Here is a 25,819-nt window from a genome sequence, read left to right on the forward strand (position 1 = left end):
CGGCGGGCAGCGCTGCACCGGGAGGCAGACCAGCATGACTCGTTACGCGGCGCCGGGCACCGAAGGCGCGATCGTCTCCTACCAGGCGCGCTACGACCACTTCATCGGCGGGGAATACGTGCCGCCGCTGCGCGGGCAGTACTTCGAGAATCCGTCGCCGGTCAACGGACAGCCGTTCACCGAGATCGCGCGCGGGACCGCGGAGGACGTCGAGCGGGCGCTGGACGCGGCGCACGAGGCCGCGCCGGCGTGGGGCCGTACGCCGGTGGCGGAGCGCAGCGACATCCTGCTGAAGATCGCCGACCGCATGGCGGCCAACCTCGAAGCCCTCGCGGTCGCGGAGAGCTGGGAGAACGGCAAGCCGGTCCGCGAGACGCTGGCGGCGGACATCCCGCTGGCGATCGACCACTTCCGTTACTTCGCGGGTGCGATCCGGGCACAGGAGGGGTCGCTCGGCGAGATCGACGACGACACGGTGGCCTACCACTTCCACGAGCCGCTCGGGGTCGTCGCGCAGATCATCCCGTGGAACTTCCCGATCCTCATGGCGGCGTGGAAGCTTGCGCCGGCGCTCGCCGCGGGCAACGCGGTCGTCCTGAAGCCAGCCGAGCAGACGCCGGCCTCCATCCACTACTGGGTCAGCCTGATCGCGGACCTGCTGCCACCCGGGGTGCTGAACATCGTCAACGGCTTCGGCGTGGAGGCGGGCAAGCCGCTGGCGTCCAGTCCGCGGGTGGCGAAGGTGGCCTTCACCGGGGAGACCACGACCGGGCGGCTGATCATGCAGTACGCCTCGGAGAACATCAAGCCGGTCACGCTCGAACTCGGGGGCAAGTCGCCGAACATCTTCTTCGACGACGTGTGGGCGCACGACGACGACTTCCGTGACAAGGCGCTCGAGGGCTTCACCATGTTCGCGCTCAACCAGGGCGAGGTGTGCACCTGCCCGTCGCGGGCGCTGATCCAGCGCGGCCACTACGCGGAGTTCCTGCAGGCGGCCGTGGAACGCACCCGGCAGATCAAGCCGGGCCACCCGCTCGACACCGACACGATGATCGGCGCCCAGGCCTCCAACGACCAGCTGGAGAAGATCCTCTCCTACCTGGACATCGGCCGGCAGGAGGGCGCGAAGGTCCTCACCGGCGGCGAGCGCATCGAGTACGACGGCGAGCTCAAGGGCGGCTACTACGTCCAGCCGACCATCTTCGAGGGCGACAACCGCATGCGGATCTTCCAGGAGGAGATCTTCGGCCCGGTCGTCTCGGTGGCCTCCTTCGACGACTTCGACGACGCCATAAAGATCGCCAACGACACGCTGTACGGCCTCGGCGCGGGCGTGTGGACCCGGGACGCCAACACCGCCTACCGCGCGGGCCGCGCGATCCAGGCCGGCCGGGTATGGACCAACTGCTACCACGCCTACCCCGCGCACGCGGCGTTCGGCGGCTACAAGCAGTCCGGCATCGGCCGCGAGACGCACAAGATGATGCTGGAGCACTACCAGCAGACGAAGAACCTTCTGGTGTCGTACTCGCCGAAGAAGCTGGGCTTCTTCTAGACACAGAAAAGGGGTGCCTGATCAGGGGCGCCCGAACGTCGGCCCCAGGGAACGGGGAGATACGGATCCCGGGCGAGGTCGGCCTCGCCTACTCCGCCCCGTTCCCATGGGCCCCGGAAAACACCGAACGCCTGCTGGAGCAGAGGGAGGCGATCCTCAGCCACCGGATGTGGCACATCACGCTGCTGGGTGCGCGCGCAGTGATCGTGCCGAGCTGGGTGCTGCGAGTGCCACGGCGTCGCCACCCAGGGTGACCACCGCGGCAGGTCGAGGCTCGACATGCTGACGAATGTCCAGAGCGTCTGAGCCAGCCGACCACAGGAGACCGGTGTGGGGCAGGCGCTTCACGTGGGGCCGGGCCCGCACGGGTACGACGCCGGGGCGGGCGTTTTCGCGGCTGCCGGGCGATGCTGGTGAGCGAGCAGCCCTGCGAGCAGGCCGGGAGGCGCGGCCAGGTGATAGCCGTCAATCCGATGAACAGCGCCTCGGTGCTGGCCGCCTTCGGCGCGATCGGCGTCCTGGTGGTGATCTTCGCGGAGTCCGGTCTGCTGGTCGTCGGCTTCTTCCTGCCCGGTGACACCCTGCTGTTCCCGGCCGGTGTGCTGTGCGCCGGCAGTGCGGATCAGCCGCCCCGGCTGGCGCTCTGGCAGGTGCTGCTGTGCGCGGCGGTCGGGGCGGTGGTGGGCGGGCAGGTCGGCTATCTGATCGGGCGGCACGGCGGACGGGCGCTGCTGGCCCGCACCTCCAGCCGGCGCGTGAAGGCGGCGGCCACCCGGGCCGAGGACCTGCTGGCCCGGTACGGCTATGGGAAGGCGCTGGTCATCGGCCGGTTCGTGCCGTTGCTGCGGACGGTGCTGCACCCCGTGGCCGGTGTGCTCGGGGTGCCCGTGCGGCCCTTCACGCTCTGGCAGACCGTGGGCGGAGTGGTGTGGTCGCAGCTGCTCGTCCTCGCCGGTTACACCCTCGGCACGTCCGTCCCTCACATCGAGGACTATCTGCTGCCGCTGGTCGCCGTCGTGGTGGTCCTGTCGATGCTGCCCCTCCTGCTCGAGGCGCGCCGCACACGCCGCGAAGGGCGCGCCCGCCGCTGAAGGCCTCGTTGTGAGTGCCCGCGGGTGACGTCGTCCGTCTGCGGCGGCGTTGCGGCTGGTCGTGCCCATCGGCGACAGCCGCACATCGGACCTGATCCCGCACCCCTTCGGGCGCTGCCCCACCGCGGCCAATTCACCCGCCCTTCTCAGCCCGCCGCCCCCTGGTACGTGACCCGGCCCCCGACGACCGTGAGCACCACCGGCAGCTCCGCGAGATCGGTGTCGGGAACCTTCAGCGGATCGTCGGCCAGGACCGTCAGGTCGGCGCGGTGACCGACGGCCAGCCGACCGGCCCGGTCCTCCTCCCCCGCGGCCCACGCAGGAAGGACGGTCATGCCCTGGAGTGCCTGCAGGGCGGTCAGGGCCTGGTCGGGGCCGTGGGGCGGCAGGGAGAGGTCGGCGGGGCGGCGGTGCCGGGCGCCGGCCATCACCGTCAGCGGCGGGTACGGCGCGATGGGCCAGTCGGAGCCGAGCACGACCCGGGCCCCGGCCTCCCACAGGTCCCGGCAGCGGAACGCACGCCCGGCCCGCTCCTCGCCGAGCCGACGCGACCAGTTGTCGGTGTGGTCGGCACGGGTGAACTCGCAGCAGTGCGTGGGCTGCATGGAGGCGGCCACGCCGAGCGGCCCGAACCGCCGTACGGTGTCGTCCGGCATGGTCTCGATGTGTTCGACGCGATGGCGTACGACGCCCGGGCTCTCCGCCTGCGCCTTCTCCACCGAGTCGAGCACATGGCGCACCGCCGCGTCGCCGATCGCGTGGGTGGCCGTGGGCACGCCGGCCCGGTGGAGGGCGGCGATGACGTCGGTGTAGCGCTGCGGGTCGGGCCAGTAGGCGTGCGCGGAGTCGCCGTGGCAGTCGGGGGTCTCCAGCCAGGCGGTGCCGTTGTCGATGGTGCCGTCCATGAAGAGCTTCACGCCCGCCACCCGCCACAGCGCACCGCCGGTGCCCTGGAGCCGGATGAGCTCGGCCACGGCGTCGTCGTCCGTCTCGGGCCGGCACCAGGGGGCGATCCGCAGCCGCAACGGCAGCGCGTTCTCGGCCTCCAGGGCGGTGTAGACGGCGAGGCTGTCGCCGTTCGCGTCCATGGCGTGGCCGCCGGTGAGGCCGGAGGCGGCCATGGCGCGCAGCACCTCGGCGGTCCGGGCCCGCACCTCGGCCTCGGTGGGCCGGGGGGCGACGGCCTCGACGAGTTCGCAGGCGGCGTCCTCCAGCAGCAGACCGGTGGGCCGGCCGTCGGCGTCGCAGACGATCTCGGAACCCTGCTCGAACCGGCGCGGGCCGTCGACGCCGGCGCGTTGCAGCGCGCGCTCGCTGGCGAGCGCCGAGTGGGCGTCGAACAGGTCGATGAGGGCGGGTACGCCGTCGAGGACCGGTCCGAGGGCCACGCTGCCGACCGGGGCCGCACCGAAGGCGTTGGGGTCCAGGCCCCAGCCGCGCAGCCAGGCGCCCGGCCTCAGCTGCCGTACCGCCGCGGCCAGCGCGGTGCGTACGGCGTCCAGGTCGCGGCAGCCGGACAGGTCGACGCCCATGGCGCGCTCGGCGCCGGACACCGGGTGCAGATGCCCGTCGGTGAGGCCCGCGGTCACCACCGCTCCGCGCAGGTCCACGACCGTGCTGCCGGGACCGGCGAGGGTGCGGGCGTCCCGGTCGTCGCCGAGGAAGACGATCCGCCCGTCCCGCGCGGCGAGCGCGGTGTGCGGCAGCAGCTCGCCGGTGCCGGGGTCGAGCAGCCGGGCGGAGAGCAGGACGAGATCGGCGGGCACGGGAGCTCCTCTGCGGAAAGGCGGTGGGGCAGGACGGGTCAGTCGGTGTGGTTCAGGGCGCCGGGCGGCAGGCCCAGTTCCCGTTCCGCGGTCGTCAGGGGCATGCGCAGCACCGCGGCCGGCCGCTCGGGGGTCACGGTGTTGGCGTGGGCGCCGAGGCCGTCGAGGACGACGAGGATCTGGATGGTCGCGGCCGGCGGGTCGTCCGTACGGAACTCGCCGGCGGCGACCCCGTCCCGGATCAGGTCTTCGAGCCGGCCGCGCCAGGCGGCCTCCTGTCCGGCGACCCGGTCGCGCAGGACCGGCCGGTAGCGGCTGAGGTGGCGGGCGTTGATCCACAGCCGGCTGACGGCGTCGTACGCCTCTCCCGAGGTGTGGGCGAGGAAGCGGGCGAGGTGCCCGGTGGGGCTGCCCGTGGAGCGCTCGGCGGGGAGCAGACGGTCGAGTTCGGCGCTCGCGGCGCTGCCGAACGCCTCGGCGACCAGGTCCTCGGCCGAGGGGAAGTAGTGGCTGATCAGCCCCGGGCGCACCGCGAGTTCCTCGCCGATGCGGCGCAGGGTGATGCATTCCAGGCCCTCGCCGAGGGCGATGGCGGCGGCCGCGTCGACGATCTCCGCCCGCCGGGCGGCCGGGTCCTTGCGAATCCGTTTGCGCTGAACGCTTGACGACATACCGGCGATGCTATTGAGTAACCGACCAATAAGCAACTGGTCAGGTGCCCAATAAGCGCCCGGACCGAACCCACCGCTCCCGGAGGGCCCCATGGCGTCCACGCTCCCCGACCCGATTCCCGACGCACATGCGCACCGCACGGCGGCGGACGGGAAGAACACCGACATGACCGGGGCTCCGGAGCGGGCCGGCGGCATCGAGGCGCACGGCATCGACCACATCCCCGACTCCGAGCGGCGCGGGCGTCCCCGCGAGCTGTTCTCGGTGTGGGCCGCCGCCAACGTGAACTACCTCAGCCTGGTCGTCGGCGGCGCGCTGGTGCTGATGGGCCTGAGCCTGTGGCAGGCGATGACGGTGATCGTCGTCGGCAACCTGTTCTGGCTGCTCACCGGGCTGCTCGCGATCCCGGGACCCGCGGCGGGCGCGCCGAGCGAGGTCATCACCCGGGCCATGTACGGCGTACTCGGCAACCGGGTCAACAACGCGGTCACCGGCTGGATGATCTCCGTCTGCTACTTCGCCCTGAACCTGGCCGCGGCGGCGACCGCGGCCTTCTCGCTGGTCGTCCGGACCGGCCTGCCGGTGAACACCGGCGTGAAGGCCCTCGTCGTGGTGCTCGTCGCCGCGGTCACCCTCGCCATCAGCGTCTGGGGCCACGCCGCGATCATCCGGCTCTATGTGCCGATCACCCTCGCCCTGACCGCCGTCTTCGCCGTGGTCGGCTTCGTGGTGGTGCGGCATACCGACTTCGGTTACGTCCCGGACCGTCCGCTGACCGGCACCGCCCTGTGGGCGACGCTGTCGGCCGGTGTCGCCCTCATCGCCTCGGGGCCGCTGTCGTACACCACCAGCGCGGACTTCTCCCGTTACCTGCCGCGCACCGCGTCCGCCACGGCGGTGGCCGGCTGGACGGCGTTCGGCGGCTTCCTGTCCAGCGTCCTGGTCTGCGGCATCGGCGCGTTCGCCGCGACCGCCGTCGACATGAACGACCCGGAGTCCTCGCTGCAGCTGCTGCTCCCCGGCTGGTTCCGCCCGCTGTTCCTGCTCGCGCTGGTCCTCGGCACCGTCGCCCTCAACGCGCTGACCGCCTACAGCGCCGGTCTCGCCCTCCAGGCCGTCGGCCTGCGCATCCGGCGCTCCCGCAGCGTCCTCGTCGACGGCACCGTCTCCGTCGCCCTGACCCTGTACGCGCTGCTCGTCTCGGACTTCCTCGACACGGTCGGCAACGTGCTGCAGCTGACCGTGGTCCTGCTCGGCCCGAGCACGGCCGTCTACGCCACCGACATCCTGCTGCGCCGCAACCGCTACGACGGCCTCGCCCTCGGCGACGAGTCCCGCACCGGCCCCTTCTGGTACGCGGGCGGGTTCAACCCGGCCGGGGCGCTGGCCCTCGGGGCGGGCGTGGCCGCCTCCGCGGTGTGCGTCGACACCGCCTACACCGGACCCGTGGCCGCCGCCCTGGGCGGTGTCGACCTGGCCCTGCCGGCGGGCCTGATCGTGTCCTCGGCGGTGTACGCGCTGCTGATGCGCAGGCGCCGCGTCTGCGGGTGAGACACCGCCCGCGGGCTCACACCTCGCCGAGGAAGCCGGGGTCGGCCGGACCGAGCTGCCGGGCGAAGTCGGCGGCGACGCCGAGGACTTCCCGCATCGGCACCGCCCGCCGACTGGTCGCGGCGAGATCCCGGTGCGCCTCCTCGGTCCACAGGAACGGGAAGACGGTGATGCCCTGCCCGAGGTCGAGGGCCGCGGCCTCCTCGCGCCAGCCCGGCCGGCGCAGCCCGTCGTAGAACGTCTCCAGCCGGCCGGACAGCAGCCACCACACCCAGGCGGAATGCCCCATGTCCAGCGCCTCCCACTCCAGGGTGTCGGGCGCGAAGTACGTCATCTGTCCGGGCGCGCCCGGGCGGCCGGCGCGGGCCGGGTCGTGGCCGTTGAGGCAGAACACCCCGCCGAGCACGTCATGGCCGACGACGAGCCCGTCCGCCGGGTACCAGCCGGGGTCGGGTTCCGCGGGGAAGGCGTTGACCCGGCCGAGGCTCGGCAGCCCGCTCGCGGCCGACCCCGCGCCGTACACCCGCACCCAGCCGTCGTCCAGGACGACCCCGCCGCAGTGCAGGGTCAGCGCCCCGAGCACCGAGCGCGCGGTGACCTGGAGCTGCAGCAGACAGCGGGGGCCCTCGTCGGGGTCGGCGGGCAGGACCCGCACGGGTACGGCGCTCGCCGCGAAGGCCTGCCGAAGTTCCGGCCACGCGGGATCGTCCACCCGGACCAGTTCGTCGATCTCTCGCACCCGAGGATGATCGCAGGCCGGCTCCGGCGGCCCGGCACCGGGCACATCAGCGCGGCTCGCGGCGCTTGCGGTTCGGGCGGCGGGGGCGGTGAATCGTGTCCATCTCCCCTGCACCAGCGGGTACATGGGCCGGGTCGCCCGGTCGGGCATCCCCGGCACACCACCAGGACGCGCGTCCGGCGTCCCCGGTCAGGTGCGTAGCCGTCCGCGAACGCGACGTAAACCCGTTCGTCCTCGTCGTCCTCGTCGTTCTCCTCGAAGCCCGGGCACGCCACGAGGCATGGGCCCATCCTCTCAGCCGGCCGCAGGGCTACTCTGGCGTCTCCCGCACGCCGACCGACCAGTGGAGCCGCGAGATGCATGTACGCCGTGTCGTGCCCAACCTCCAGTCGACCGCGCTGCCGCAGACCGCCGAGTTCTACGGGGTGCTGGGGTTGGAGGAGGTCATGAACCTCGGCTGGATCACGACACTGGCCTCCGCCGGGAACCCCGTCGTACAGCTCAGCCTGATGACCGAGGACCGCACCGCGCCCGTCGTACCCGACCTGAGCATCGAGGTCGAGGACGTGGACGCGGCGTACGCGGCGATGCGGGAACGCGGCGCGGAGATCGTGCATCCGCTCACCGACGAGGAGTGGGGCGTACGGCGGTTCTTCGTGCGGGACCCGGGCGGCCGGGTGGTGAACGTGCTCAGCCATCGCCGACCCCCGCCGGGCCGGGCCGACGAGGCGACCTGGACGGGTCCCTGACGATCCGTGAGACTGGGGCGGGTCCGACGACCAACGCCCGGTTGTTCAGGAGGGTGACCCATGGATGAGGAAGTCCCGCGCGTCGAACTCACCCCCGAGGCCGCGGACCTGGTGCGACGGCTGCACGCCGAGCACGGTCCGCTGATGTTCCACCAGTCCGGCGGCTGCTGCGACGGCAGCGCGCCCATGTGCTACCCGGACGGCGAGTTCCGCACGGGCGGCTCGGACGTGCTGCTGGCCGAGTTGACGGTGGACGGTGTGGCCGAGCCCGTCACCTTCTGGATGTCCAAGAGCCAGTACCAGGCCTGGACCCACACCCGGCTGATCGTGGACGTGGTCCCCGGACGGGGCAGCGGATTCTCGCTGGAGGCACCCGAGGGGGTGCGTTTTCTCACTCGTTCTCGCGTAGTCGACGCCTAGTCGGCCCGGCGGTCGCCGCCCTCTGGTCCACTGCCCCGTACAACCCGTACGACGACCCGTACGGCAGGGACAGTTGACGAGGCATCAGGGGGCACGGTGATCAGACGTCACAGGCGTTCGGCAGCGGGCAGAGCGGTTCTCACGGTCGTCACGGCGTTCGGTGTGCTGGCCGGTGCGGCCCTGGCGGGGGCGGCGCCGGCCGGCGCCGTACCGGCCGGCAGACACATCGCACCGGGTGTCACCTACCGGCAGTTCGACGTCGACGCGGCCGCGGGCCCGGCACACGCCCATCTGCTCACGGTCGACCTGGCCAACCCGCACGTCCGCGTGGACCTGCTGTACCCGGGCGCGGTGGCGGCCCGGGCCACCGTCTCCTGGATGGCGGACTCCGCCGGGGCGGTCGCGGGGGTCAACGGTGACTTCTTCAACATCACCGAGACCCAGCATCCGGGTGTGGAGGCCACCGGCGCGAGCGTCGGACCGGCGATCGCGGACGGGCAGGTGCTCAAGGCGGCGGTGCCGAACGGCCAGCGGTTCGGGCCCGCCCTGCCGCCGGGTACGAGCACACGGGACGTCTTCGGCGTGGGCACCGACCGGCGGGCCCGCCTGGACCGCCTCTCCCTCTCCGGCAGCGTGCACACGCCGGACGGCACGTTCCCGCTCGAGGGCCTCAACCAGTACGCGCTCGCGGAGAACTCCGTCGGCGCCTTCACCGCACGCTGGGGCAGCGCCTCCCGGATGCGTGCCGTGTGCGGCACCGACACCCAGCGGTCGGCGCCGTGCAGCACCGACACCTACGAGGTGAAGGTCCAGGGCGGCCATGTGGTCTCCGCCTCCGACACCCCGGGCAGCGGCCCCGTCCCGGCGGGCACCACGGTCCTCGTGGGCCGCGAGGAGGGGGCGCGGCGGCTGCGCAAGCTCTCCGTCGGGGACGCGGTGAGCGTGACGCACGGCCTGGTGGCGGCCTCGTCCGGGGTGCCGTACGCCTTCGCGATCGGCGGCTTCCCGGTCCTCAAGGACGGCGCGGCGCTGTCCGGCCTGGACAACGGCACCTCGGCGGTGCGCACGGTCGTGGGCTTCAAGGGCGGCGGACGGCAGCTGCTGATCCTGGCGCTGGACGGGGCCGCCGAGTACCGGGCCGGCCTGACGGTCGCGGAGGAGGCCGACACCATGCGCTCGCTGGGCGCGTCCGACGCGTTCAACCTCGACGGCGGCGGCTCGACGGAGCTGGTCACCCGTGACGCCGGGGCGAGCACCGTGACGGTCCGCAACCATCCGAGCGGCGCCGCCGAGCGCCCCGTCGCGAACGGCATCGGGGTGTTCTCGGCCGGCTGACCTCAGGGCCGCAGGCCGCTCACCAGGTCGGCGGTCGTCATGAGCCCGCTGTGGATGGTGGGCGCCATGCTCGTGCCGGCCAGGAAGAAGCCGAGCAGCAGGCAGACCAGGGCGTGGGAGATCTTCAGCGAGCAGTTGCGAATGAAGATCACGGCCAGGATCAGGAGCAGCAGGACCGCAGAGACGGGAATGACCACCAGGAACCTCCTCCGCCACGCCCCTTGAGTGGCGTTCCGGCCGCAAGTGTGGCGTAGCGGAGGGTTCGTCCGGGCGGCTGACGTGTCCCCCAAACGTGTGGTGTTACGCGATGGGGTGGGCGTCGAGGAAGTTCTCCAGGCCGGCCAGGTCGTCGGTGTTGAGGTAGTCGACACCGGCGGCGAGGAGTTCCGTCCACAGGGCGTCGCGGGCCGGGCCCGCGGCGTCCGGGGTGGCCCAGAACCGCACCTGCTGCCCGCGCGCGTGGGCGGCGGCGGTGATGTTCCGCAGCTTCTGCCGCTCGGCGTCGGGGAACGCGCCCTCGCCCGACCAGGTGAAGTTCTGCGTCCAGTTGTCGCTGATCAGCGAGATGAAGGAGGCCGGGGCGGTGCTGCCGAGGTCGGTGAGCCGGCCGTCGTAGAAGGCGCGCCGCTCGTCCTGCGCCTCCATGGGGATGCGGGCCGCGCGGTCGCCGGAGACGACGGCGGTGACCGGTCCGGAGTACACGCGGCCGTGCGCGTACCGGGTGAACAGGTGCGGGTAGCGGCGCAGGTGGCGGTCGAGTTCGAGGTACGTCGACGAGCCCTCGGTCTTGATGTCGATCAGGAGCTGCAGCGGCCTGCGCCAACCCCCGTACACCGAACCGTGGTCGGCCCGGACCCGGGCGGCGAGCGGGTCGAGGTAGAGGGATTCCAGGGTGCGGGAGGGGTCCAGCTCGGAGCTGTCGTGCCCGATGAGGAGTTGGTCGCCGACGAGGAAGATGTCGGCCTCGACGCTGTTGAAGCGGTGGTCGAGTGCGTCGAACAGCGGCCGGGGGTGCTCGTAGTCGTTGTGGGCGTGCGCGTTCCACAGCGGGTGCGGGCCGCGCTGTGAGGGGATCGCCCAGGCCTGCGACGCGGGCAGGACGACCGCGCCGGCGAGGGCGGCGCCGAGGGTGGTGAGGGCTCTGCGTCGGGTGGTGAGGGCCATGCTCTGCCTCCCTTGAGGTGCCGGATGGGACCGAAGGGAGTATGCGTGGCCTCAGCACCGAAGAGGCCTGGTCTCGCGGGGAGTTGGCGCGTTGTTCACTTCTGCGGGGCATGCACACGAAAAAGCCCGCCCCAGGTGGGGCGGGCTTCACGTGGGTTGTGTCAGGGTGCCTGGAGGTCGACCAGTTCGGCCAGCGCCGCCCGGTGGGCTCCGGCCGTGCCGTAGGCGATCGAGTCCGCCTTGGCCCGCTTCAGACAGAGGTGGATCGGGTGTTCCCAGGTCATCCCGATGCCGGCGTGCAACTGCAGCGCCTCCTCGGCGGCGTGGACGGCGACCGGTGCGGCGTAGGCCTGGGCCACGGCGACCGATACGTCCGTGTCCGCGCCGGAGGCCAGCGCGTCGGCCGCGGCACGGGCGGCCGCCCGCAGGTTGACGACCTCCAGCCACAGCTGCGCGAGCCGGTGCTTGAGCGCCTGGAAGCCACCGACCGGCCGGTTGAACTGCCTGCGCTCCTTCAGGTAGCGGACCGTCTCGGTCAACGCCCAGTCGGCGACGCCGAGTTGTTCGGAGGCGAGCAGTCCGGCGGCGGCGCGCAGGGCGCGTCGTACGGCGGGTTCGGCATCGCCGACGCGACGGCCGGGAGCGCCGTCCAGCCGTACCGTCGCCAGCGGCCGGGTCAGGTCCAGGGAGGTCTGCGGGATGACGGTCGCGGCACCCGCGGCCACGGCGTACAGGCCGCCGTCGTCCGCCGGGACGAGCAGGACGTCGGCCACGGCCGCGTCGGCGATGCCGGTCAGCTCCCCGTGCAGGAGGCCGTCCTCCAGCCGTACGGACTTGAACGCGGCGCCCGGGGCCGCGTGCAGTCCGACCGCGAGGGCGCCGATGGTGCGCCCGGAGGCCAGTTGTCCCAGCAGTTCCTCGTCACCGCAGGCCAGCAGGGCCTCGGTGGCCACGACCGCGCTGGTGAGATACGGCACCGGAGCGACCGCGCGTCCCAGCTCCTCCAGCACGACGGCGACTTCGCGGGCGGAGGCACCCTGGCCGCCCTGCTCCTCGGGCACCAGGAGCCCGGCCAGGCCCATGCCCTCGGCGAGGGACTTCCACAGGGCGAGGTCGTGCGGGGCGTCCGACTCGACGCGGGCGATGACGTCCGCTGGCGGGCAGTGGTCCGTGAGGAGGTCGCGGACGGCGGCGCGCAGCGCCTCTTCCTCCTCCGAGTACAGCAGGTCCGGCGCTTTTGTCATCGGGCCAGGTCCTTCCAGGCGACGTCCTTGTCGGTGCGCGGCTCGGCGGGCAGGCCGAGGACCCGCTCGGCGACGATGTTGAGCAGGACCTCGGTGGTCCCGCCCTCGATGCTGTTGCCCTTGGAGCGGAGGTAGCGGTAGCCGGCGTCGCGGCCGGTGAAGTCCACCAGCTCCGGGCGGCGCATGGTCCAGTCGTCGTACAACAGGCCCTCTTCGCCGCGGAGTTCGACCTCCAGGCCGCTGATCTCCTGGTTGAGCCGGGCGAAGGCGAGCTTCATGCCGGCGCCCTCGGGGCCGGGCTGGCCGGCGACGAGCTGCTGGCGCAGGCGTTCTGCGGTGAGACGGGAGACCTCGGACTCGACCCACAGCTTCAGCAGGCGCTGGTGCAGGTCGTGGGTGCGCAGCTCGGGCCGCTCGCGCCAGGTCTTCGACACCGGGCCGATCATGCCGCCCTCGCGGGGCAGCCGCATACCGCCGATGGCCACGCGTTCGTTGTTGAGCGTGGTCTGGGCGACCCGCCAGCCGTCGCCGATCTCGCCGAGGCGGCAGGAGTCGGGGATGCGGACGTCGGTGAGGAAGACCTCGTTGAACTCGGCCTCGCCGGTGATCTGGCGCAGCGGCCGCACCTCGACGCCGGGGTCGGTCATGTCACAGAGGAAGTAGGTGATGCCGGCGTGCTTGGGCACGCTCGGGTCGGTGCGGGCGATGAGGATGGCCCAGCGGGCGTTGTGCGCACCGGACGTCCACACCTTCTGGCCGTTGACGACCCAGGTGTCGCCTTCCCGCACGGCCCGGGTGCCGAGCGCGGCCAGGTCGGAGCCGGCGCCGGGCTCGCTGAACAGCTGGCACCAGACCTCCTCCCCCGTCCACAGCGGCTGCAGATAGCGCTGCTTCTGCTCCGGGGTGCCGTACTTCAGGATGGTCGGCGCGGCCATGCCGAGGCCGATGCCGTTGCGGCGCGAGTCGTTGTCGGGGGCGCCGGCGGCCTCCAGTTCGGCGTCCACGACGGCCTGGAGGTGGCGGGGCGCGCCCAGTCCGCCGAGGCCCTCCGGGTAGTGCACCCAGGCAAGGCCGGCGTCGAAGCGGGCGCGCAGGAAGTCGAGGCGGTCGGTATCCGCGGGCGGATGTGCCGCCAGCAACTCCCTCGTACGGCGGCGCAGTTCGTCGGCGTCGGTCATGCTGCCTCCTCCATCACCACGGCGATCCGGCCGGTGGACCGGCCGTCCGCCACCTTCTGCACCGCCAAGGCGGCCTCGCCCAGCGGCACCCGCTCGCTCACCAGCGGCTTGATCGCGCCCCGGGCGGCCAGTTCGGTCAGTTCCTCGTGACAGCGCTGGACCAGCTCGGGGTTCTTGGTGTTGTACAGGCCCCAGTGCAGACCGAGGATCGAGTAGTTCTTCACCAGCGCGTGGTTGAGGGCCGGGCTGGGGATCGTGCCGCTCGCGAAGCCGACCACGACGATCCGGCCCTCGAAGGCCACGAGCTTGGCGGACTGGGCGTAGGCCTCACCGCCCACGGGGTCGTAGATCACGTCCGCGCCCCGGCCGCCGGTGGCCTCCTTCACGGCCGTGACCACATCCTCGGAGCGGCGGTCGACCACCACGTCGCAGCCCAGCTCGCGGGCCACGGCGGCCTTGTCCGCGCCGCCGACGACACCGATCACCTTGGCTCCGGCCGCCTTGCCGAGCTGGACGGCGGCGCTGCCGACACCTCCGGCGGCGGCATGCACCAGCAGGGTCTCGCCCGCCTCCAGGCGGGCCCGGCGGTGCAGGCCGAACCAGCCGGTCTGGTAGCCGATGTGCAGGGCGGCGGCCTCGGCGTCGTCCAGCGCCTCGGGCGCGGGCAGCAGGGCGCGGGCGTCGGCGAGGGCGTACTCGGCGAAACCGCCGTACGGCAGAGCGGGGTTGGCGATCACCCGGCGGCCGTCCTCGGTCTCGCCGCAGATCTCCACGCCGGGTGTGAACGGCAGCGGCGGGCGTACCTGGTACTGGCCCCGGCACAGCAGCGCGTCCGGGAAGTTGATGTTGGCGGCGCGCACGCGCAAGCGCACCTGGCCGTCGCCCGGCGTGGGCGGCTCCACCTCCGCCAGGCGCATCACCTCGCTCGGCTCGCCGTTCTCGTGCACTTGCCATGCCTGCATGCGGGGCCTCCACGGGACTGCTTCGTCTGACCGGGTCCACTCGCATACTAAGCGGTCGCTTGCCGATCAGGGAACAGTCGTCCGCGTCACTTCCGCCTGGGCCGTGCCCGCACATGCATCCGCTCGCCCTGCGGCCCGAACAGACTGAGGAACTCCACCGGCCCCTCCCCCGTCGAGCCGAACCAGTGCGGCACGCGCGTGTCGAACTCGGCGGCCTCCCCCGCCGACAGCACCACGTCGTGCTCGCCGAGGACCAGCCGCAGCCGCCCCGAGAGCACATAGAGCCACTCGTACCCCTCGTGGGTGCGCGGATCCGGCTCCTGCTTCCGCTGCGGTTCCAGCACCTTGAACGCCTGGAGGCCGCCGGGCTGCCGGGTCAGCGGCCAGTGGGTGCGCCCGCCCCGCACGATCGGCTCGGACCGCACCCGCGGATCCCCCACCGGCGGCGCGCCGACCAGTTCGTCCAGCGGCACCTGGTGGGCCTGGGCGATCGGCAGCAGCAGTTCGAGACTGGGTTTGCGCAGGCCGGACTCCAGCCGGGAGAGGGTGCTGACGGAGATGCCGGTGGCCTCGGACAGCGCGGCCAGGGTCACCTCCCGCTCCTTGCGGATGCGGCGCAGCCGGGCGCCCACTTCGGCCAGTACGTCGTCTGTGCTCATGGCGACCATTGCAGGAACGGCAAATATGTTTGTCAATCCCGCGGGCGCCGGGCCACCGTCGCCACATGACCCAGAACACCGAGAACAACAGGTACGAAGCAGTCGTCGTCGGTGGCGGGGCCGCCGGGCTGTCCGCCGCGCTGGTGCTCGGCCGTGCCCGGCGCCGGACGCTGGTCGTGGACGCGGGCGAGCCCCGCAACGCACCGTCCGCGCACATGCAGGGTTACCTCTCCCGGGACGGCATGTCCCCGGCCGAGTTCCTCGCGATCGGGCGCGAGGAGATCGCCCGGTACGGGGTGGAACTGGTCCCGGACCGAGTCGTGGACGCGGCGAAGGACGAGGACTTCACCGTGGTGCTCGCGAGCGGAGGGGCGGTCCGGGCCCGGCAGTTGGTGATCGCCACGGGCCTGAAGGACGAGCTGCCGGAGGTCCCGGGGCTCGCCGAGCGGTTCGGCCGGGACGTGGTGCACTGCCCGTACTGCCACGGCTGGGAGGCCCGCGACCTGCCGACCGGGGTGCTCGCGACCTCGCCGCTGAGCGTGCACCAGGCGCTCATGGTCACCCAGTGGTCCAAGGACGTGCGGTTGTTCCTGCACGAGGTGGACGAGCCGGAGCTGACGGACGACGACCTGCGCCGGCTGGCCGCCGCCGGGGTCGCGGTCGTACCCGGCAAGGTCGCGGGACTCCTCGTCGCCGAGGACCGGCTCACCGGGATCCGGCTCGAAGACGGCACGGTCCACGACCGCGAGGTCCTGTACGCAGCGCCGCGCGCCGTACCGAACAACGAGCTGCTGGTGCGGCTGGGCGCCGAGCTGCGCGAGACGCCGTTCGGCGCCTACCCGGTGATCGACGAGCGGGGTCTGACGAGCGTGCCCGGCCTGTGGGCGGCCGGCAACGCGAGCGGCTTCGCCGAGCAGGTGATCAACGCGGCGAGCCGGGGATACCGGGCCGGGGCGGCGATCAACGGGGAGCTGCTGATGGCCGACCTCGACTCCGTCCGGGTGTAACCGCCGCTTCCACGGTGCACGATGACTGCATGCTGCTGACCCGGCTCGCCCAGGTGTCCCGGGAGGTCGCCGCGACGGCGGCCCGGTCCCGCAAGACGGCGCTGCTCGCCGAGCTGTTCCGGGAGGCGGAGGCGGACGACGTGCCGATCGTCATCCCGTATCTGGCCGGGCGGCTGCCGCAGGGCCGGCTCGGCGTCGGCTGGAAGGTGCTGAGCCGCCCGGTGCCGCCGGCCGGCGAGCCCACGCTCACGGTCCGGGAGGTCGACGCCCTGCTCGGCGAGCTGGGCAAGGTGTCGGGGCCGGGCTCGCAGGCGGAGCGGGGCCGGCTCGTCGGCGAGCTGATGGGCGCGGCCACCGAGGAGGAGCAGCGTTTCCTGCTCGGTCTGCTCACCGGCGAGGTGCGGCAGGGCGCGCTGGACGCGGTCGCCGTGGAGGGGCTCGCGCAGGCGACCGGCGCCGACCCGGCCGCCGTACGCCGGGCGGTGATGCTCGCCGGGTCGCTGCAGACGGTCGCCCAGGCCCTGCTCGGCGAGGGGACCGGCGCGCTCGACCGGTTCCGGCTCACCGTGGGCCGCCCGGTGCTGCCGATGCTGGCGCACAGCGCGTCCTCGGTGGCGGAGGCGGTGGAGAAGCTGGGCGCGTGCGCGGTGGAGGAGAAGCTGGACGGCATCCGGGTGCAGGTCCACCGGGACGGCGACACGGTCCGGGTGCACACCCGCACCCTGGACGACATCACCGACCGGCTGCCGGAAGTGACCGCCGCCGCACGGGAATTGCGGGGCGAGCGGTTCATCCTGGACGGCGAGGTGATCTCCTTCGACGCGGCCGGGCGGCCCCGGTCCTTCCAGGAGACGGCGGGCCGGGTCGGCTCCCGGACGGACGTGGCCAAGGCGGCCGGCCAGGTCCCGGTCTCCCCCGTCTTCTTCGACGTCCTGTCGGTCGACGGCACCGAGCTGCTGGACCTGCCGTTCGCCGAGCGGCACGCGGAGCTGGCCCGGCTGGTGCCCGAGCCGATGCGGGTGCGCCGGACGGTCGCCTCCGGGCCGGCGGACATCGCGGAGGCGGAACGCTTCCTCGCCGAGACCCTGGCCCGCGGCCACGAGGGCGTGGTGGTCAAGGCGCTGGACGCGCCCTACAGCGCGGGCCGGCGCGGCGCCGCCTGGCTGAAGGTCAAGCCCGTACACACCCTGGACCTGGTGGTGCTGGCCGCCGAGTGGGGCCACGGCCGCCGCACGGGCAAGCTCTCCAACCTCCACCTGGGTGCCCGCAACCCCGACGGCAGCTTCGCCATGCTGGGCAAGACCTTCAAGGGCATGACCGACGCGATGCTCGCCTGGCAGACCGAACGGCTGCAGGAGCTGGCGGTCGAGGACAACGGCTGGGTGGTCCGGGTCCGCCCCGAACTCGTCGTGGAGATCGCCTACGACGGCCTCCAGCGCTCCTCCCGCTACCCGGCCGGCGTCACCCTCCGCTTCGCCCGCGTGGTCCGCTACCGCGAGGACAAACGCCCCGAGGAGGCCGATACCGTGGAGGCCCTGCTGGCGGCCCATCCGGAGGTCGAGCCGTGACGGTGCGTGCGACGAAGCGCAGCGCGGGACTGTTGTTGTACCGGCATACCGATGAGGGACTGGAGGTATTGCTCGGCCATATGGGTGGTCCGCTGTGGGCGAAGAAGGACGCCGGAGCGTGGACCGTCCCCAAGGGCGAGTACGACCCCGACGAGCCCGCCTGGGAGGCCGCCCGGCGCGAGTTCCGGGAGGAACTGGGACTGGCGCCGCCCGAGGGGACGGCCGTACCGCTGGGCGAGGTGGCGCAGAAGAACGGCAAGATCGTCACCGCCTGGGCCGTCGAGGCGGACCCGGACCTGAGCGGCTTCAGCCCCGGCACCTTCCCCCTGGAGTGGCCGCCGCGGTCCGGGCGGATGCGGGAGTTCCCGGAGCTGGACCGCGTGGAGTGGCTCGGCCTGGACCGGGCCCGTGAGCTGATCATCGCGGCGCAGACCGCGTTTCTCGACCGGCTGGCGGAGCACTCGGCCTGAAGGGACCCTACGCGTTGCGGACGGCCGTACCGCGCGCGAAGGTCTAAACAGGCCCGCTCCCAGGGAGGTCAGCCATGCCCATCGCGACGGTGAACCCGGCGAACGGCGAGACGCTCAAGACGTACGAGCCGATGGGTGAGGAAGAGCTGGAACGCCGGCTCCAGCTCGCGGAGGCCACGTTCCGCACCTACCGGACGATGTCGTTCGTCGACCGGGGCCGGCTGCTGCTGAGGGCCGCCGATCTGCTGGACGAGGATCAGCAGGAGGTTGCCAGGGTCATGACCACCGAGATGGGCAAGCCGATCAAGCAGGCCCGCGCGGAGGCCGCGAAGTGCGCCAAGGCGATGCGCTGGTACGCCGAACGCGCCGAGGGGCTGCTGGCCGACGAGGAGCCCGCCGAGTCCGATGTGAAGGACTCCGGCGCCTCCCGGGTCCGGGTGCGGTACCGGCCGCTGGGGCCCGTCCTCGCGGTGATGCCCTGGAACTTCCCGCTCTGGCAGGTGATCCGGTTCGCCGCGCCCGCGCTGATGGCGGGCAACGTGGGCCTGCTCAAGCATGCCTCCAACGTCCCCCAGACGGCCCTGTACCTGGAGGACCTCTTCCACCGGGCGGGCTTCACGGAGGGCTGTTTCCAGACCCTGCTGATCGGCTCGGGCGCGGTGGACGACATCCTGCGGGACGAGCGGGTGAAGGCCGCGACGCTCACCGGCAGCGAGCCCGCGGGCCGGGCGGTGGCCTCCACCTGCGGGGAGATGATCAAGAAGACGGTGCTGGAGCTGGGCGGCAGCGATCCGTACGTCGTGCTGCCCTCCGCCGACCTGGACCGGGCCGCCGCGGTGGCGGTCACCGCGCGCGTGCAGAACAACGGACAGTCCTGCATCGCCGCCAAGCGGTTCATCGTGCACACCGACGTCTACGACGCCTTCGCCGAGAAGTTCGTCGCGGGCATGAAGGCACTCAAGGTCGGCGACCCGCTGGAGGAGGACACCGAGGTCGGGCCGCTCTCCAGCGAGCAGGGGCGGAAGGATCTGGAGGAACTGGTCGACGACGCCCGGCGCGGCGGCGCCGAGGTGCTGTGCGGCGGCGAACGGCCGGACGGGCCCGGCTGGTACTACCCGCCGACCGTGCTGGCCGGGATCACCCGGGAGATGCGCATCCACCGGGAGGAGGCGTTCGGGCCGGTCGCCACGCTGTACCGGGCCGGCGACCTGGACGAGGCGCTGCTGATCGCCAACGACTCGCTGTTCGGACTGAGTTCCAATGTGTGGACGCGGGACGAGAGGGAGGTGGAGCGGTTCGCGCGCGCCCTGGAGGCCGGATCCGTCTTCGTCAACGGGATGACCGCCTCCCATCCGGCGTTCCCGTTCGGCGGGGTCAAGCGGTCCGGGTACGGGCGTGAGCTGTCCGGGCACGGAATCCGCGAGTTCTGCAACATCACCACGGTTTGGCAGGGTGCGTGAGTGCTGCGCGGCTACCATCCACTTTTGTGAACCGCGAAGTGACCCTGCCTCTGATCGTCGACGACCGCGGTACCTTGCAGGTGGCAGCGGCCGACGTGAGTAAGTTGCTGCGGACCGTGGGCGGGCGGTGGCTGCGGCTGGTCGAGGCCGGGGAACCGGGGTTGGACGAGGACACGGTCGCCGCGTTGACCATCGAACTGGCCAAGCTCGCGGATCGCATCGACGTGGCGTGCATCGCGCACAGCAGTGGGGCGCCGTAGCCCAAGAAGACCACAACGCTCCCTCGTACGCCTGAAGAAGGCGTCCGTAGGTGTGCGTGCTGTTTGTGTTCGGGGGGCCGGCGTCCAGGGCCGTCCGTACCGCTGCCGTCGCCTGGTCGCCCAGGGACGACGTCTGCCGGGGAGGCGTCGAGGGCCGGACGGCCGCACGTCCGAGGACGTGCCTCGCCGCGTTCCGCAGGGGGGACGAAGGGGTGGGCGACCGGGGCCGGGGCGAGTGCCCTGGTGGTCGTTTCCAGCAGGTCATGGCCGATCGGGCCATGGTGTTCTCCCTCCCGCGAACGTGCGGTTTCCTGTCCGGCCTCGACTCCGGTGTCCCCGGTCTGGAGTAGTCCGGCGCGAGATCGTCGCCAGGTCGAGTGATCGTGGGTGAACCACCTCCTGAGGTGAACGACCCTCTGACCGGCGGGCGCAGGCCTTCCGGAAGGCTGAAAGCAGGCACGGTTCATGGCGACTTTGTGCAGACCCACGGTGTCGGTGCCGGAGCACGTGATCACGATGGAGGAGACGCTGGAACTGGCGCGGTCCCGGCACGCCGACCACCCCCAACTGCCGCTCGCGCTGCGGCTGATCGAGAACACGGGTGTCAAGACCCGGCACATAGTGCAGCCCATCGAGGAGACCCTGAAGCATCCCGGCTTCGAGGAGCGCAACAAGCTCTACGAAGCCGAGGCCAAGGCCCGGGTCCCCGCGGTGATCCAGCGGGCGCTCGACGACGCCGAGCTCCTCACCTCCGACATCGACGTGATCGTCTACGTCTCGTGCACGGGCTTCATGATGCCCTCGCTCACGGCGTGGCTGATCAACGAGATGGACTTCGACCCCACCACCCGACAGCTCCCCATCGCCCAGCTGGGCTGTGCGGCAGGCGGCGCCGCGATCAACCGCGCGCACGACTTCTGCACGGCCTACCCCGACGCCAACGCGCTGATCGTGGCCTGCGAGTTCTGCTCGCTGTGCTACCAGCCCACCGACCTGGGCGTCGGCTCGCTGCTCTCCAACGGCCTGTTCGGTGACGGCATAGCCGCCGCCGTGGTCCGTGGCAAGGGCGGCACCGGCATCGAGCTGGAGCGCAACGGCTCGTACCTGATCCCCAAGACGGAGGAGTGGATCATGTACGACGTCCGGGCGACCGGATTCCACTTCCTGCTCGACAAGCGGGTGCCGACCACCATGGAGCCGCTGGCCCCGGCGCTGCAGGACCTCGCCGGGATGCATGGCTGGGACGCGTCCGACCTGGACTTCTACATCGTCCACGCCGGCGGGCCCCGCATCCTCGACGACCTCAGCAAGTTCCTCCAGGTCGACCCGCACGCGTTCCGGTTCAGCCGGGCCACCCTCACCGAGTACGGCAACATCGCCTCCGGCGTCGTGCTGGACGCGCTGCGCCGGATGTTCGACGAGGGCGGCGCCGAGCCCCGGGCGCGCGGGCTCCTCGCCGGGTTCGGGCCCGGCATCACCGCGGAAATGGCGCTGGGCCGCTGGCGCACCGACCGAGAGACGGCATGAGTACGGCATGACCGAAGAGACGCTCACCGAGACCCTGCCCCCGATCCGGCACTGGCCGGCGCTCGACCTGACCGGGACGGACTTCGACCCGGTGCTGGAAGAGCTGATGCGCGAAGGTCCGGTCACCCGCATCCAGCTGCCCAACGGCGAGGGCTGGGCGTGGCTGGTGACCCGGATGGACGACGTGCGCATGGTGACCAACGACCCCCGTTTCAGCCGCGAGGAGGTCATGAAGAAGCCGGTGACCCGGCTGGCCCCGCACTTCATCCCCGATCCGGGCGCGGTCGGCTTCCTCGACCCGCCCGACCACACCCGGCTGCGCCGCTCGGTGGCGGCCGCGTTCACCGCGAAGGGCGTGGAGCGGGTACGGGAGAAGGCGCGCGCCATGCTGGAGGAGCTGGTCGACGAACTCCTCCAGGACGGGCCGCCCGCCGATCTCACGGCGACGATCCTCAGCCCGTTCCCGATCGCGGTGATCTGCGAAATGATGGGTGTCCCGGCCGCCGACCGGCACACCATGCACACCTGGACCCAGCTCATCCTGTCCTCCTCCAACGGCAAGGAGGTCAGCGAGAAGGCCAAGCGGGAGATGGCCGCCTACTTCTCCGACCTGATCGGGCTGCGCGAGAACAGCACCGGCCAGGACGTCACCTCACTGCTCGGCGCCGCGGTGGGCCGGGGCGAGGTGACGCTCGAGGAGGCCGTCGGGCTCGCCGGCCTGCTGCAGATCGGCGGCGAGGCGGTCACCAACAACAGCGGGCAGATGTTCTATCTGCTGCTGACCCGCCCCGACCTGATGCAGCGGCTGCGTGCGGAACCGGAGATCCGCCCCCGGGCGATCGACGAGCTCCTGCGCTGGATCCCGCACCGCAACGCGGTCGGCCTGTCCCGGATCGCCCTGGAGGACGTGGAGATCCGGGGTGTGCGGATCCGCGCGGGCGACGCGGTCTACAACTCCTACCTGGCCGCCAACCGCGACCCGGAGGTCTTCCCCGACCCGGAGACCATCGACTTCTCCCGCAGCCCGAACCCGCACGTCTCGTTCGGCTTCGGCCCGCACTTCTGCCCCGGGAACATGCTGGCCCGGCTGGAGGAGGAACTCATGGTGGATGCCCTGCTGGACCGGATCCCGGGCCTGCGGCTGGCTGTGGCCCCGGAGAAGGTGCCCTTCAAGAAGGGCGCGCTGATCCGGGGTCCCGAGGCCCTTCCGGTGACCTGGTGAGTGACCGATGACGGAGACCGAGGGACTGTACGTACCGCCGGGCCACGGCCGTGTCGTCGAGACACCGGCCCAGCGGGTGACGTTCAAGGTCACCGGCACCCACTCGCGGATGGCCTCCACCTTCGAGGTGGAGGTCCCGCCGGGCTTCGACGTGGGCGCGCATGTGCACACGCGCAGCGAGGAGCTGTTCTACGTCCTGGAGGGTGAACTGGACGTCCTGGCCTTCGAGCCGCGCATCCGCACTCCCGACAACTGGCAGAAGTGGGAGTCGGGTTCGGGCAGCCGGGTGGTGCGGGCGACGCCGGGCACGGTCATCGTCGTACCACCGGGGTGCCCGCACGCGTTCGCCAATCCGACGGACACGCCCGCGAAGATGTTCTTCCAGGCGAGTCCGCCACCGGATCACGAGCGCTACTTCGAGGAACTGCTGGAGATCCTGGGGAGCGGGGGTCCGCCGGACCAGGAGGCGATCGAGGCCTTGCGGGCCAAGTACGACATCGAGCAGCTGACGCCGCTCAGGCACCGTTAACGGATGGGCATGCCCGAGAGGGTGCGGGCGATCACCAGGCGCTGGATCTCGCTCGTGCCCTCGAAGATCGTGTAGATGGCGCTGTCCCGGTGCATCCGCTCCACCGGGTATTCACGGGTGTAGCCGTTGCCGCCGAGGATCTGGACGGCCTGGGCGGTCACCTTCTTCGCGGTCTCACTCGCGAACAGCTTGGACATCGACCCCTCGGCCGCGGTGAACGGCTTGCCGTTGACCGCCATCCAGGACGCACGCCAGACCAGCAGCCGCGCCGCGTCGATCTGCGTCCGCATGTCCGCGAGCTGGAAGGCCACGCCCTGGTTGTCGATGATCGGCCGGCCGAACTGCTCCCGGGTCTTCGCGTAGTCGAGGGCGACCTCGTACGCGGCCCGGGCGGTGCCGACCGCCATGGCGCCGACGGCCGGGCGGGACGCCTCGAACGTGGCCATCGCCGCGTTCTTCACACGCTCACCGCCCTTGGCGGCCCTCTCGCGGGCCCGGGCCAGCCGCTCGTCCAGCTTCTCCTTGCCGCCGAGCAGGCAGGAGCCGGGGACGCGGACGTTGTCGAGGACGACCTCGGCGGTGTGCGAGGCGCGGATGCCGTGCTTCTTGAACTTCTGGCCCTGGGCCAGGCCCGGCGTACCCGGCGGGACGATGAAGGAGGCGTGGCCCTTGGAGCCCAGCTCCGGGTCGACGCTGGCGACGACGACGTGGACGTTGGCTATGCCGCCGTTGGTCGCCCAGGTCTTCGTGCCGTTGATCACCCACTCGTCCTTGGCCTCGTCGTACACGGCGCGCGTGCGCATGGAGGCGACGTCGGAGCCGGCGTCGGGCTCGGAGGAGCAGAACGCGGCGACCTTGACGTCATGGACGTCGCCGTACATCTGCGGGATCCAGGTGCCGATCTGTTCCTCGGTTCCGTTGGCGAGAACGCCCACGGCGGCCAGGCCCGTGCCCACAATGGACAGGGCGATGCCCGCGTCGCCCCAGAACAGCTCCTCCATGGCCATCGGGATGCCGAGGCCGGTGGGGTCGAAGTACTGCTGCGCGTAGAAGTCGAGGGAGTAGATGCCGACCTTCGCGGCCTCCTGGATGACCGGCCAGGGAGTCTCCTCGCGCTCGTCCCACTCGGCGGCCGCGGGGCGGATCACGTCGGCGGCGAAGCCATGGAGCCAGTCCCGGACTTCCTTCTGTTCGTCGTTCAGCTCCATGGTGAACTCGGCCATGTCCCCTCCAGCGGCGGTGGTGCGATGTTACTAGCGGTAACCCGAGTCTGTTACCGACCGGTAGGAAAAGTCAACCGGTGATGACCCCCGGCATCCCGTTCGATGTCAGGGGCACGGTCAGTGTTAGTTTGCGCAGGCGTCACCGAATCACCACGGGTGGGGAGAGCACATGGACACCACACAGCGGACCGATCAGCAGCGATCCGCCGACCGCCGACGGCGCGAGCTGCTCGAGGCCGCGGACCGGGTGGTGCTGCGCGACGGCCCGCAGGCGTCGATGAACGCGATCGCCGCGGAAGCCGGCATCACGAAGCCGATCCTCTACCGGCACTTCGGCGACAAGGGCGGCCTTTACGCCGCTCTGGCCAAGCGGCACACGGATGCGCTGCTCGATTCACTGCGGGCGGCACTGGACGCTCCGGCCGATCGGCGGGAGCGGGTCGAGTCGACGCTGGACACGTATCTCGCCGCAATCGAGGCACGGCCTCAGGTGTACCGGTTCCTGATGCATCCGGCGGAGGCGAGCGCGGGGGGCGACCAGGGGTTCGATGTCGGCAAGCACTCCGCGCCGTTGCTCCGCAGGATGGGCGAGGAGCTGGCTCAGGTCATCGAGGAGCGCGTGGATCTCGGGCCGGAGAGCCAGCAGCTGGCTCGGGTGTGGGGGCACGGGATCGTCGGGATGATGCACGCGGCCGGGGACTGGTGGCTCGGTGAACGTCCCTGTTCCCGGGCCGAGTTGGTGCGGTCTTTGGCCGATCTGCTGTGGGGACGGCTTGCGGCCGCGGGGGACAAGATGGGAGGTCCGGGGTTCTGACGGGCGGTTTCCCCGTGCGGGTGCGCGGGGTTCGCCCGTGCGGATCCCCTCACCGGCGCCACGCGGCTCGCTCGATCTGCCTCGCCAGTCTGCGCTTGCGCCATCCCGTCACGTGATCCGCGTACACCCGGCCCTCCACGTGGTCGCACTCATGCTGCAGGCACCGCGCGAAGAACCCCGTGCCGTGCACGGTGACCGGCTCCCCGGTCACCGTGCAGCCCTCGACCACCGCATGGTCGTAGCGCTCGGTCCCCGCCTCCAGACCCGGCAGGGACAGGCAGCCCTCCGGGCCCCGGATCACCACCCCGTCCGCCTCCACCAGACGCGGGTTCACCACATGTCCCAGATGCCGGACATCGTCGTCGTCCGGGCAGTCGTACACGAACACCCGCAGCGGCACCCCTACCTGATTCGCCGCCAGACCGACCCCCTGCGCCGCGTACATCGTGGCGAACAGGTCCTCCACGAGGGCCGCCAGCTCGGGGCCGAATTCGGTGACTTCCCGGCATTGTTCGCGCAGCGGCGCGTCGCCGAGCAGGGTGAGGGGCCGGACGCGCCCGTGGGCGCCCGGAATGGAACCGTGTCGCATGGCGGCAAGGGTACGGTTCGTTCAGCCCATGCCCGCCGCTCAAGGCGTGGGCCGGGATTCGG

At 71.8% G+C, this 25,819-nt stretch carries 26 protein-coding genes; 15 read left to right on the plus strand and 11 right to left on the minus strand.

Annotated elements, in window-relative coordinates:
* The first annotated feature begins 34 nt into the window (after window positions 1–34).
* Entirely contained in the window at window positions 35–1,558 is a 1,524-nt protein-coding gene (gene adh / locus ACQPXS_RS09685) for an aldehyde dehydrogenase (RefSeq protein ID WP_351811669.1), read from the plus strand.
* A gap of 455 nt (window positions 1,559–2,013) precedes the next feature.
* A complete protein-coding gene (locus tag ACQPXS_RS09690) occupies window positions 2,014–2,649 on the plus strand; it encodes a DedA family protein (protein WP_433455778.1) in 636 nt (211 codons plus the stop codon).
* Window positions 2,650–2,795: 146 nt separating this feature from the next.
* Here ACQPXS_RS09690 and ACQPXS_RS09695 read toward each other — a convergent pair whose 3' ends face one another.
* Window positions 2,796–4,415, minus strand: a complete 1,620-nt coding sequence (locus tag ACQPXS_RS09695; protein ID WP_433448842.1) for an amidohydrolase — start codon at window positions 4,413–4,415, stop codon at window positions 2,796–2,798.
* Between the two features lie 38 nt (window positions 4,416–4,453).
* Window positions 4,454–5,086: a TetR/AcrR family transcriptional regulator gene (locus ACQPXS_RS09700; protein ID WP_433448844.1), complete on the minus strand. Its 633-nt coding sequence runs from the start codon at window positions 5,084–5,086 to the stop codon at window positions 4,454–4,456.
* A gap of 91 nt (window positions 5,087–5,177) precedes the next feature.
* Between ACQPXS_RS09700 and ACQPXS_RS09705 the strand changes: the two genes are divergently transcribed.
* Window positions 5,178–6,638 (plus strand): purine-cytosine permease family protein, encoded by a 1,461-nt coding sequence (locus tag ACQPXS_RS09705; protein ID WP_433448846.1) that lies wholly within the window; start codon window positions 5,178–5,180, stop codon window positions 6,636–6,638.
* 16 nt (window positions 6,639–6,654) lie between these two features.
* Here the strand turns inward: ACQPXS_RS09705 and ACQPXS_RS09710 are convergent, their stop codons facing one another.
* Complete coding sequence (locus ACQPXS_RS09710) at window positions 6,655–7,377, minus strand: DUF2625 domain-containing protein (protein WP_433448848.1); 723 nt, start codon at window positions 7,375–7,377, stop codon at window positions 6,655–6,657.
* A gap of 356 nt (window positions 7,378–7,733) precedes the next feature.
* Between ACQPXS_RS09710 and ACQPXS_RS09715 the strand changes: the two genes are divergently transcribed.
* From ACQPXS_RS09715 to ACQPXS_RS09725, 3 genes are all read left to right on the plus strand, one after another.
* On the plus strand, window positions 7,734–8,126 hold the full coding sequence (locus ACQPXS_RS09715) for a VOC family protein (RefSeq protein ID WP_433448850.1): 393 nt from the start codon (window positions 7,734–7,736) through the stop codon (window positions 8,124–8,126).
* A 60-nt stretch (window positions 8,127–8,186) separates the two neighbouring features.
* Entirely contained in the window at window positions 8,187–8,546 is a 360-nt protein-coding gene (locus tag ACQPXS_RS09720; RefSeq protein ID WP_433448852.1) for a DUF779 domain-containing protein, read from the plus strand.
* 96 nt (window positions 8,547–8,642) lie between these two features.
* Window positions 8,643–9,881 (plus strand): phosphodiester glycosidase family protein, encoded by a 1,239-nt coding sequence (locus ACQPXS_RS09725; RefSeq protein ID WP_433448854.1) that lies wholly within the window; start codon window positions 8,643–8,645, stop codon window positions 9,879–9,881.
* A 2-nt stretch (window positions 9,882–9,883) separates the two neighbouring features.
* Here the strand turns inward: ACQPXS_RS09725 and ACQPXS_RS09730 are convergent, their stop codons facing one another.
* From ACQPXS_RS09730 to ACQPXS_RS09755, 6 genes are all read right to left on the minus strand, one after another.
* Window positions 9,884–10,078 carry a hypothetical protein gene (locus ACQPXS_RS09730; RefSeq protein WP_323376250.1) on the minus strand — a complete coding sequence of 65 codons (195 nt, stop codon included), beginning with the start codon at window positions 10,076–10,078 and terminating at the stop codon, window positions 9,884–9,886.
* Window positions 10,079–10,181: 103 nt separating this feature from the next.
* A complete protein-coding gene (locus ACQPXS_RS09735) occupies window positions 10,182–11,045 on the minus strand; it encodes a phosphatidylinositol-specific phospholipase C/glycerophosphodiester phosphodiesterase family protein (protein ID WP_433448856.1) in 864 nt (287 codons plus the stop codon).
* A 161-nt stretch (window positions 11,046–11,206) separates the two neighbouring features.
* Window positions 11,207–12,289, minus strand: a complete 1,083-nt coding sequence (locus ACQPXS_RS09740; protein ID WP_433448858.1) for an acyl-CoA dehydrogenase family protein — start codon at window positions 12,287–12,289, stop codon at window positions 11,207–11,209.
* A complete protein-coding gene (locus ACQPXS_RS09745) occupies window positions 12,286–13,467 on the minus strand; it encodes an acyl-CoA dehydrogenase family protein (protein ID WP_433448860.1) in 1,182 nt (393 codons plus the stop codon). The genes ACQPXS_RS09740 and ACQPXS_RS09745 overlap by 4 nt, the downstream gene beginning before the upstream one ends.
* Window positions 13,464–14,429 carry an NADPH:quinone oxidoreductase family protein gene (locus ACQPXS_RS09750; protein WP_433448862.1) on the minus strand — a complete coding sequence of 322 codons (966 nt, stop codon included), beginning with the start codon at window positions 14,427–14,429 and terminating at the stop codon, window positions 13,464–13,466. The genes ACQPXS_RS09745 and ACQPXS_RS09750 overlap by 4 nt, the downstream gene beginning before the upstream one ends.
* 86 nt (window positions 14,430–14,515) lie before the next feature.
* Window positions 14,516–15,088 (minus strand): helix-turn-helix domain-containing protein, encoded by a 573-nt coding sequence (locus ACQPXS_RS09755; RefSeq protein ID WP_351811623.1) that lies wholly within the window; start codon window positions 15,086–15,088, stop codon window positions 14,516–14,518.
* A 65-nt stretch (window positions 15,089–15,153) separates the two neighbouring features.
* Between ACQPXS_RS09755 and ACQPXS_RS09760 the strand changes: the two genes are divergently transcribed.
* The 8 genes from ACQPXS_RS09760 to ACQPXS_RS09795 all read left to right on the plus strand — a co-directional run bounded on the left by ACQPXS_RS09760 (window position 15,154) and on the right by ACQPXS_RS09795 (window position 23,131).
* Window positions 15,154–16,095: an NAD(P)/FAD-dependent oxidoreductase gene (locus ACQPXS_RS09760; RefSeq protein ID WP_433448865.1), complete on the plus strand. Its 942-nt coding sequence runs from the start codon at window positions 15,154–15,156 to the stop codon at window positions 16,093–16,095.
* A gap of 29 nt (window positions 16,096–16,124) precedes the next feature.
* Window positions 16,125–17,663 carry an ATP-dependent DNA ligase gene (locus tag ACQPXS_RS09765; RefSeq protein WP_433448867.1) on the plus strand — a complete coding sequence of 513 codons (1,539 nt, stop codon included), beginning with the start codon at window positions 16,125–16,127 and terminating at the stop codon, window positions 17,661–17,663.
* Window positions 17,660–18,133, plus strand: coding sequence for an NUDIX domain-containing protein (locus ACQPXS_RS09770; RefSeq protein ID WP_433448869.1), 474 nt, complete (start codon window positions 17,660–17,662; stop codon window positions 18,131–18,133). The genes ACQPXS_RS09765 and ACQPXS_RS09770 overlap by 4 nt, the downstream gene beginning before the upstream one ends.
* 74 nt (window positions 18,134–18,207) lie before the next feature.
* The gene (locus tag ACQPXS_RS09775) at window positions 18,208–19,593 is read left to right on the plus strand and encodes an NADP-dependent succinic semialdehyde dehydrogenase (protein ID WP_433448871.1); all 1,386 of its coding nucleotides are present in this window, start codon (window positions 18,208–18,210) and stop codon (window positions 19,591–19,593) included.
* Window positions 19,594–19,619: 26 nt separating this feature from the next.
* Window positions 19,620–19,853 carry a DUF6213 family protein gene (locus ACQPXS_RS09780; protein WP_351811608.1) on the plus strand — a complete coding sequence of 78 codons (234 nt, stop codon included), beginning with the start codon at window positions 19,620–19,622 and terminating at the stop codon, window positions 19,851–19,853.
* Window positions 19,854–20,318: 465 nt separating this feature from the next.
* Window positions 20,319–21,380 carry a type III polyketide synthase gene (locus ACQPXS_RS09785; RefSeq protein ID WP_399180013.1) on the plus strand — a complete coding sequence of 354 codons (1,062 nt, stop codon included), beginning with the start codon at window positions 20,319–20,321 and terminating at the stop codon, window positions 21,378–21,380.
* Between the two features lie 7 nt (window positions 21,381–21,387).
* The gene (locus tag ACQPXS_RS09790) at window positions 21,388–22,602 is read left to right on the plus strand and encodes a cytochrome P450 (RefSeq protein ID WP_433448874.1); all 1,215 of its coding nucleotides are present in this window, start codon (window positions 21,388–21,390) and stop codon (window positions 22,600–22,602) included.
* 7 nt (window positions 22,603–22,609) lie between these two features.
* Window positions 22,610–23,131 (plus strand): cupin domain-containing protein, encoded by a 522-nt coding sequence (locus ACQPXS_RS09795; RefSeq protein ID WP_356305643.1) that lies wholly within the window; start codon window positions 22,610–22,612, stop codon window positions 23,129–23,131.
* Here ACQPXS_RS09795 and ACQPXS_RS09800 read toward each other — a convergent pair.
* Window positions 23,128–24,354: an acyl-CoA dehydrogenase family protein gene (locus ACQPXS_RS09800; RefSeq protein WP_351811596.1), complete on the minus strand. Its 1,227-nt coding sequence runs from the start codon at window positions 24,352–24,354 to the stop codon at window positions 23,128–23,130. The genes ACQPXS_RS09795 and ACQPXS_RS09800 overlap by 4 nt on opposite strands.
* Before the next feature lie 169 nt (window positions 24,355–24,523).
* On the opposite strand from ACQPXS_RS09800, the gene ACQPXS_RS09805 reads away from it, so the two are divergent.
* Complete coding sequence (locus ACQPXS_RS09805) at window positions 24,524–25,168, plus strand: TetR family transcriptional regulator (RefSeq protein ID WP_351811593.1); 645 nt, start codon at window positions 24,524–24,526, stop codon at window positions 25,166–25,168.
* Window positions 25,169–25,217: 49 nt separating this feature from the next.
* On the opposite strand, the gene def is transcribed toward ACQPXS_RS09805, so the two are convergent.
* Window positions 25,218–25,757, minus strand: a complete 540-nt coding sequence (def, locus tag ACQPXS_RS09810; RefSeq protein WP_433448877.1) for a peptide deformylase — start codon at window positions 25,755–25,757, stop codon at window positions 25,218–25,220.
* Window positions 25,758–25,819 lie beyond the last annotated feature (62 nt).

The sequence above is a fragment of the Streptomyces sp. CA-142005 genome (assembly GCF_050942335.1).
GTDB lineage: Bacteria > Actinomycetota > Actinomycetes > Streptomycetales > Streptomycetaceae > Streptomyces.

Excerpts from the sequence above, each read along its gene's own strand:
- ACQPXS_RS09745 (WP_433448860.1), bottom strand. The coding sequence starts at position 13,467 with ATGACCGACGCCGACGAACTGCGCCGCCGTACGAGGGAGTTGCTGGCG.
- ACQPXS_RS09700 (WP_433448844.1), bottom strand. The coding sequence starts at position 5,086 with ATGTCGTCAAGCGTTCAGCGCAAACGGATTCGCAAGGACCCGGCCGCC.
- ACQPXS_RS09785 (WP_399180013.1), top strand. The coding sequence starts at position 20,319 with ATGGCGACTTTGTGCAGACCCACGGTGTCGGTGCCGGAGCACGTGATC.
- ACQPXS_RS09720 (WP_433448852.1), top strand. The coding sequence starts at position 8,187 with ATGGATGAGGAAGTCCCGCGCGTCGAACTCACCCCCGAGGCCGCGGAC.
- ACQPXS_RS09795 (WP_356305643.1), top strand. The coding sequence starts at position 22,610 with ATGACGGAGACCGAGGGACTGTACGTACCGCCGGGCCACGGCCGTGTC.
- ACQPXS_RS09735 (WP_433448856.1), bottom strand. The coding sequence starts at position 11,045 with ATGGCCCTCACCACCCGACGCAGAGCCCTCACCACCCTCGGCGCCGCC.
- def (WP_433448877.1), bottom strand. The coding sequence starts at position 25,757 with ATGCGACACGGTTCCATTCCGGGCGCCCACGGGCGCGTCCGGCCCCTC.
- ACQPXS_RS09740 (WP_433448858.1), bottom strand. The coding sequence starts at position 12,289 with ATGACAAAAGCGCCGGACCTGCTGTACTCGGAGGAGGAAGAGGCGCTG.
- ACQPXS_RS09760 (WP_433448865.1), top strand. The coding sequence starts at position 15,154 with ATGACCCAGAACACCGAGAACAACAGGTACGAAGCAGTCGTCGTCGGT.
- ACQPXS_RS09765 (WP_433448867.1), top strand. The coding sequence starts at position 16,125 with ATGCTGCTGACCCGGCTCGCCCAGGTGTCCCGGGAGGTCGCCGCGACG.
- ACQPXS_RS09755 (WP_351811623.1), bottom strand. The coding sequence starts at position 15,088 with ATGAGCACAGACGACGTACTGGCCGAAGTGGGCGCCCGGCTGCGCCGC.
- ACQPXS_RS09715 (WP_433448850.1), top strand. The coding sequence starts at position 7,734 with ATGCATGTACGCCGTGTCGTGCCCAACCTCCAGTCGACCGCGCTGCCG.
- ACQPXS_RS09805 (WP_351811593.1), top strand. The coding sequence starts at position 24,524 with ATGGACACCACACAGCGGACCGATCAGCAGCGATCCGCCGACCGCCGA.
- ACQPXS_RS09800 (WP_351811596.1), bottom strand. The coding sequence starts at position 24,354 with ATGGCCGAGTTCACCATGGAGCTGAACGACGAACAGAAGGAAGTCCGG.
- ACQPXS_RS09750 (WP_433448862.1), bottom strand. The coding sequence starts at position 14,429 with ATGCAGGCATGGCAAGTGCACGAGAACGGCGAGCCGAGCGAGGTGATG.
- ACQPXS_RS09775 (WP_433448871.1), top strand. The coding sequence starts at position 18,208 with ATGCCCATCGCGACGGTGAACCCGGCGAACGGCGAGACGCTCAAGACG.
- adh (WP_351811669.1), top strand. The coding sequence starts at position 35 with ATGACTCGTTACGCGGCGCCGGGCACCGAAGGCGCGATCGTCTCCTAC.
- ACQPXS_RS09705 (WP_433448846.1), top strand. The coding sequence starts at position 5,178 with ATGGCGTCCACGCTCCCCGACCCGATTCCCGACGCACATGCGCACCGC.
- ACQPXS_RS09790 (WP_433448874.1), top strand. The coding sequence starts at position 21,388 with ATGACCGAAGAGACGCTCACCGAGACCCTGCCCCCGATCCGGCACTGG.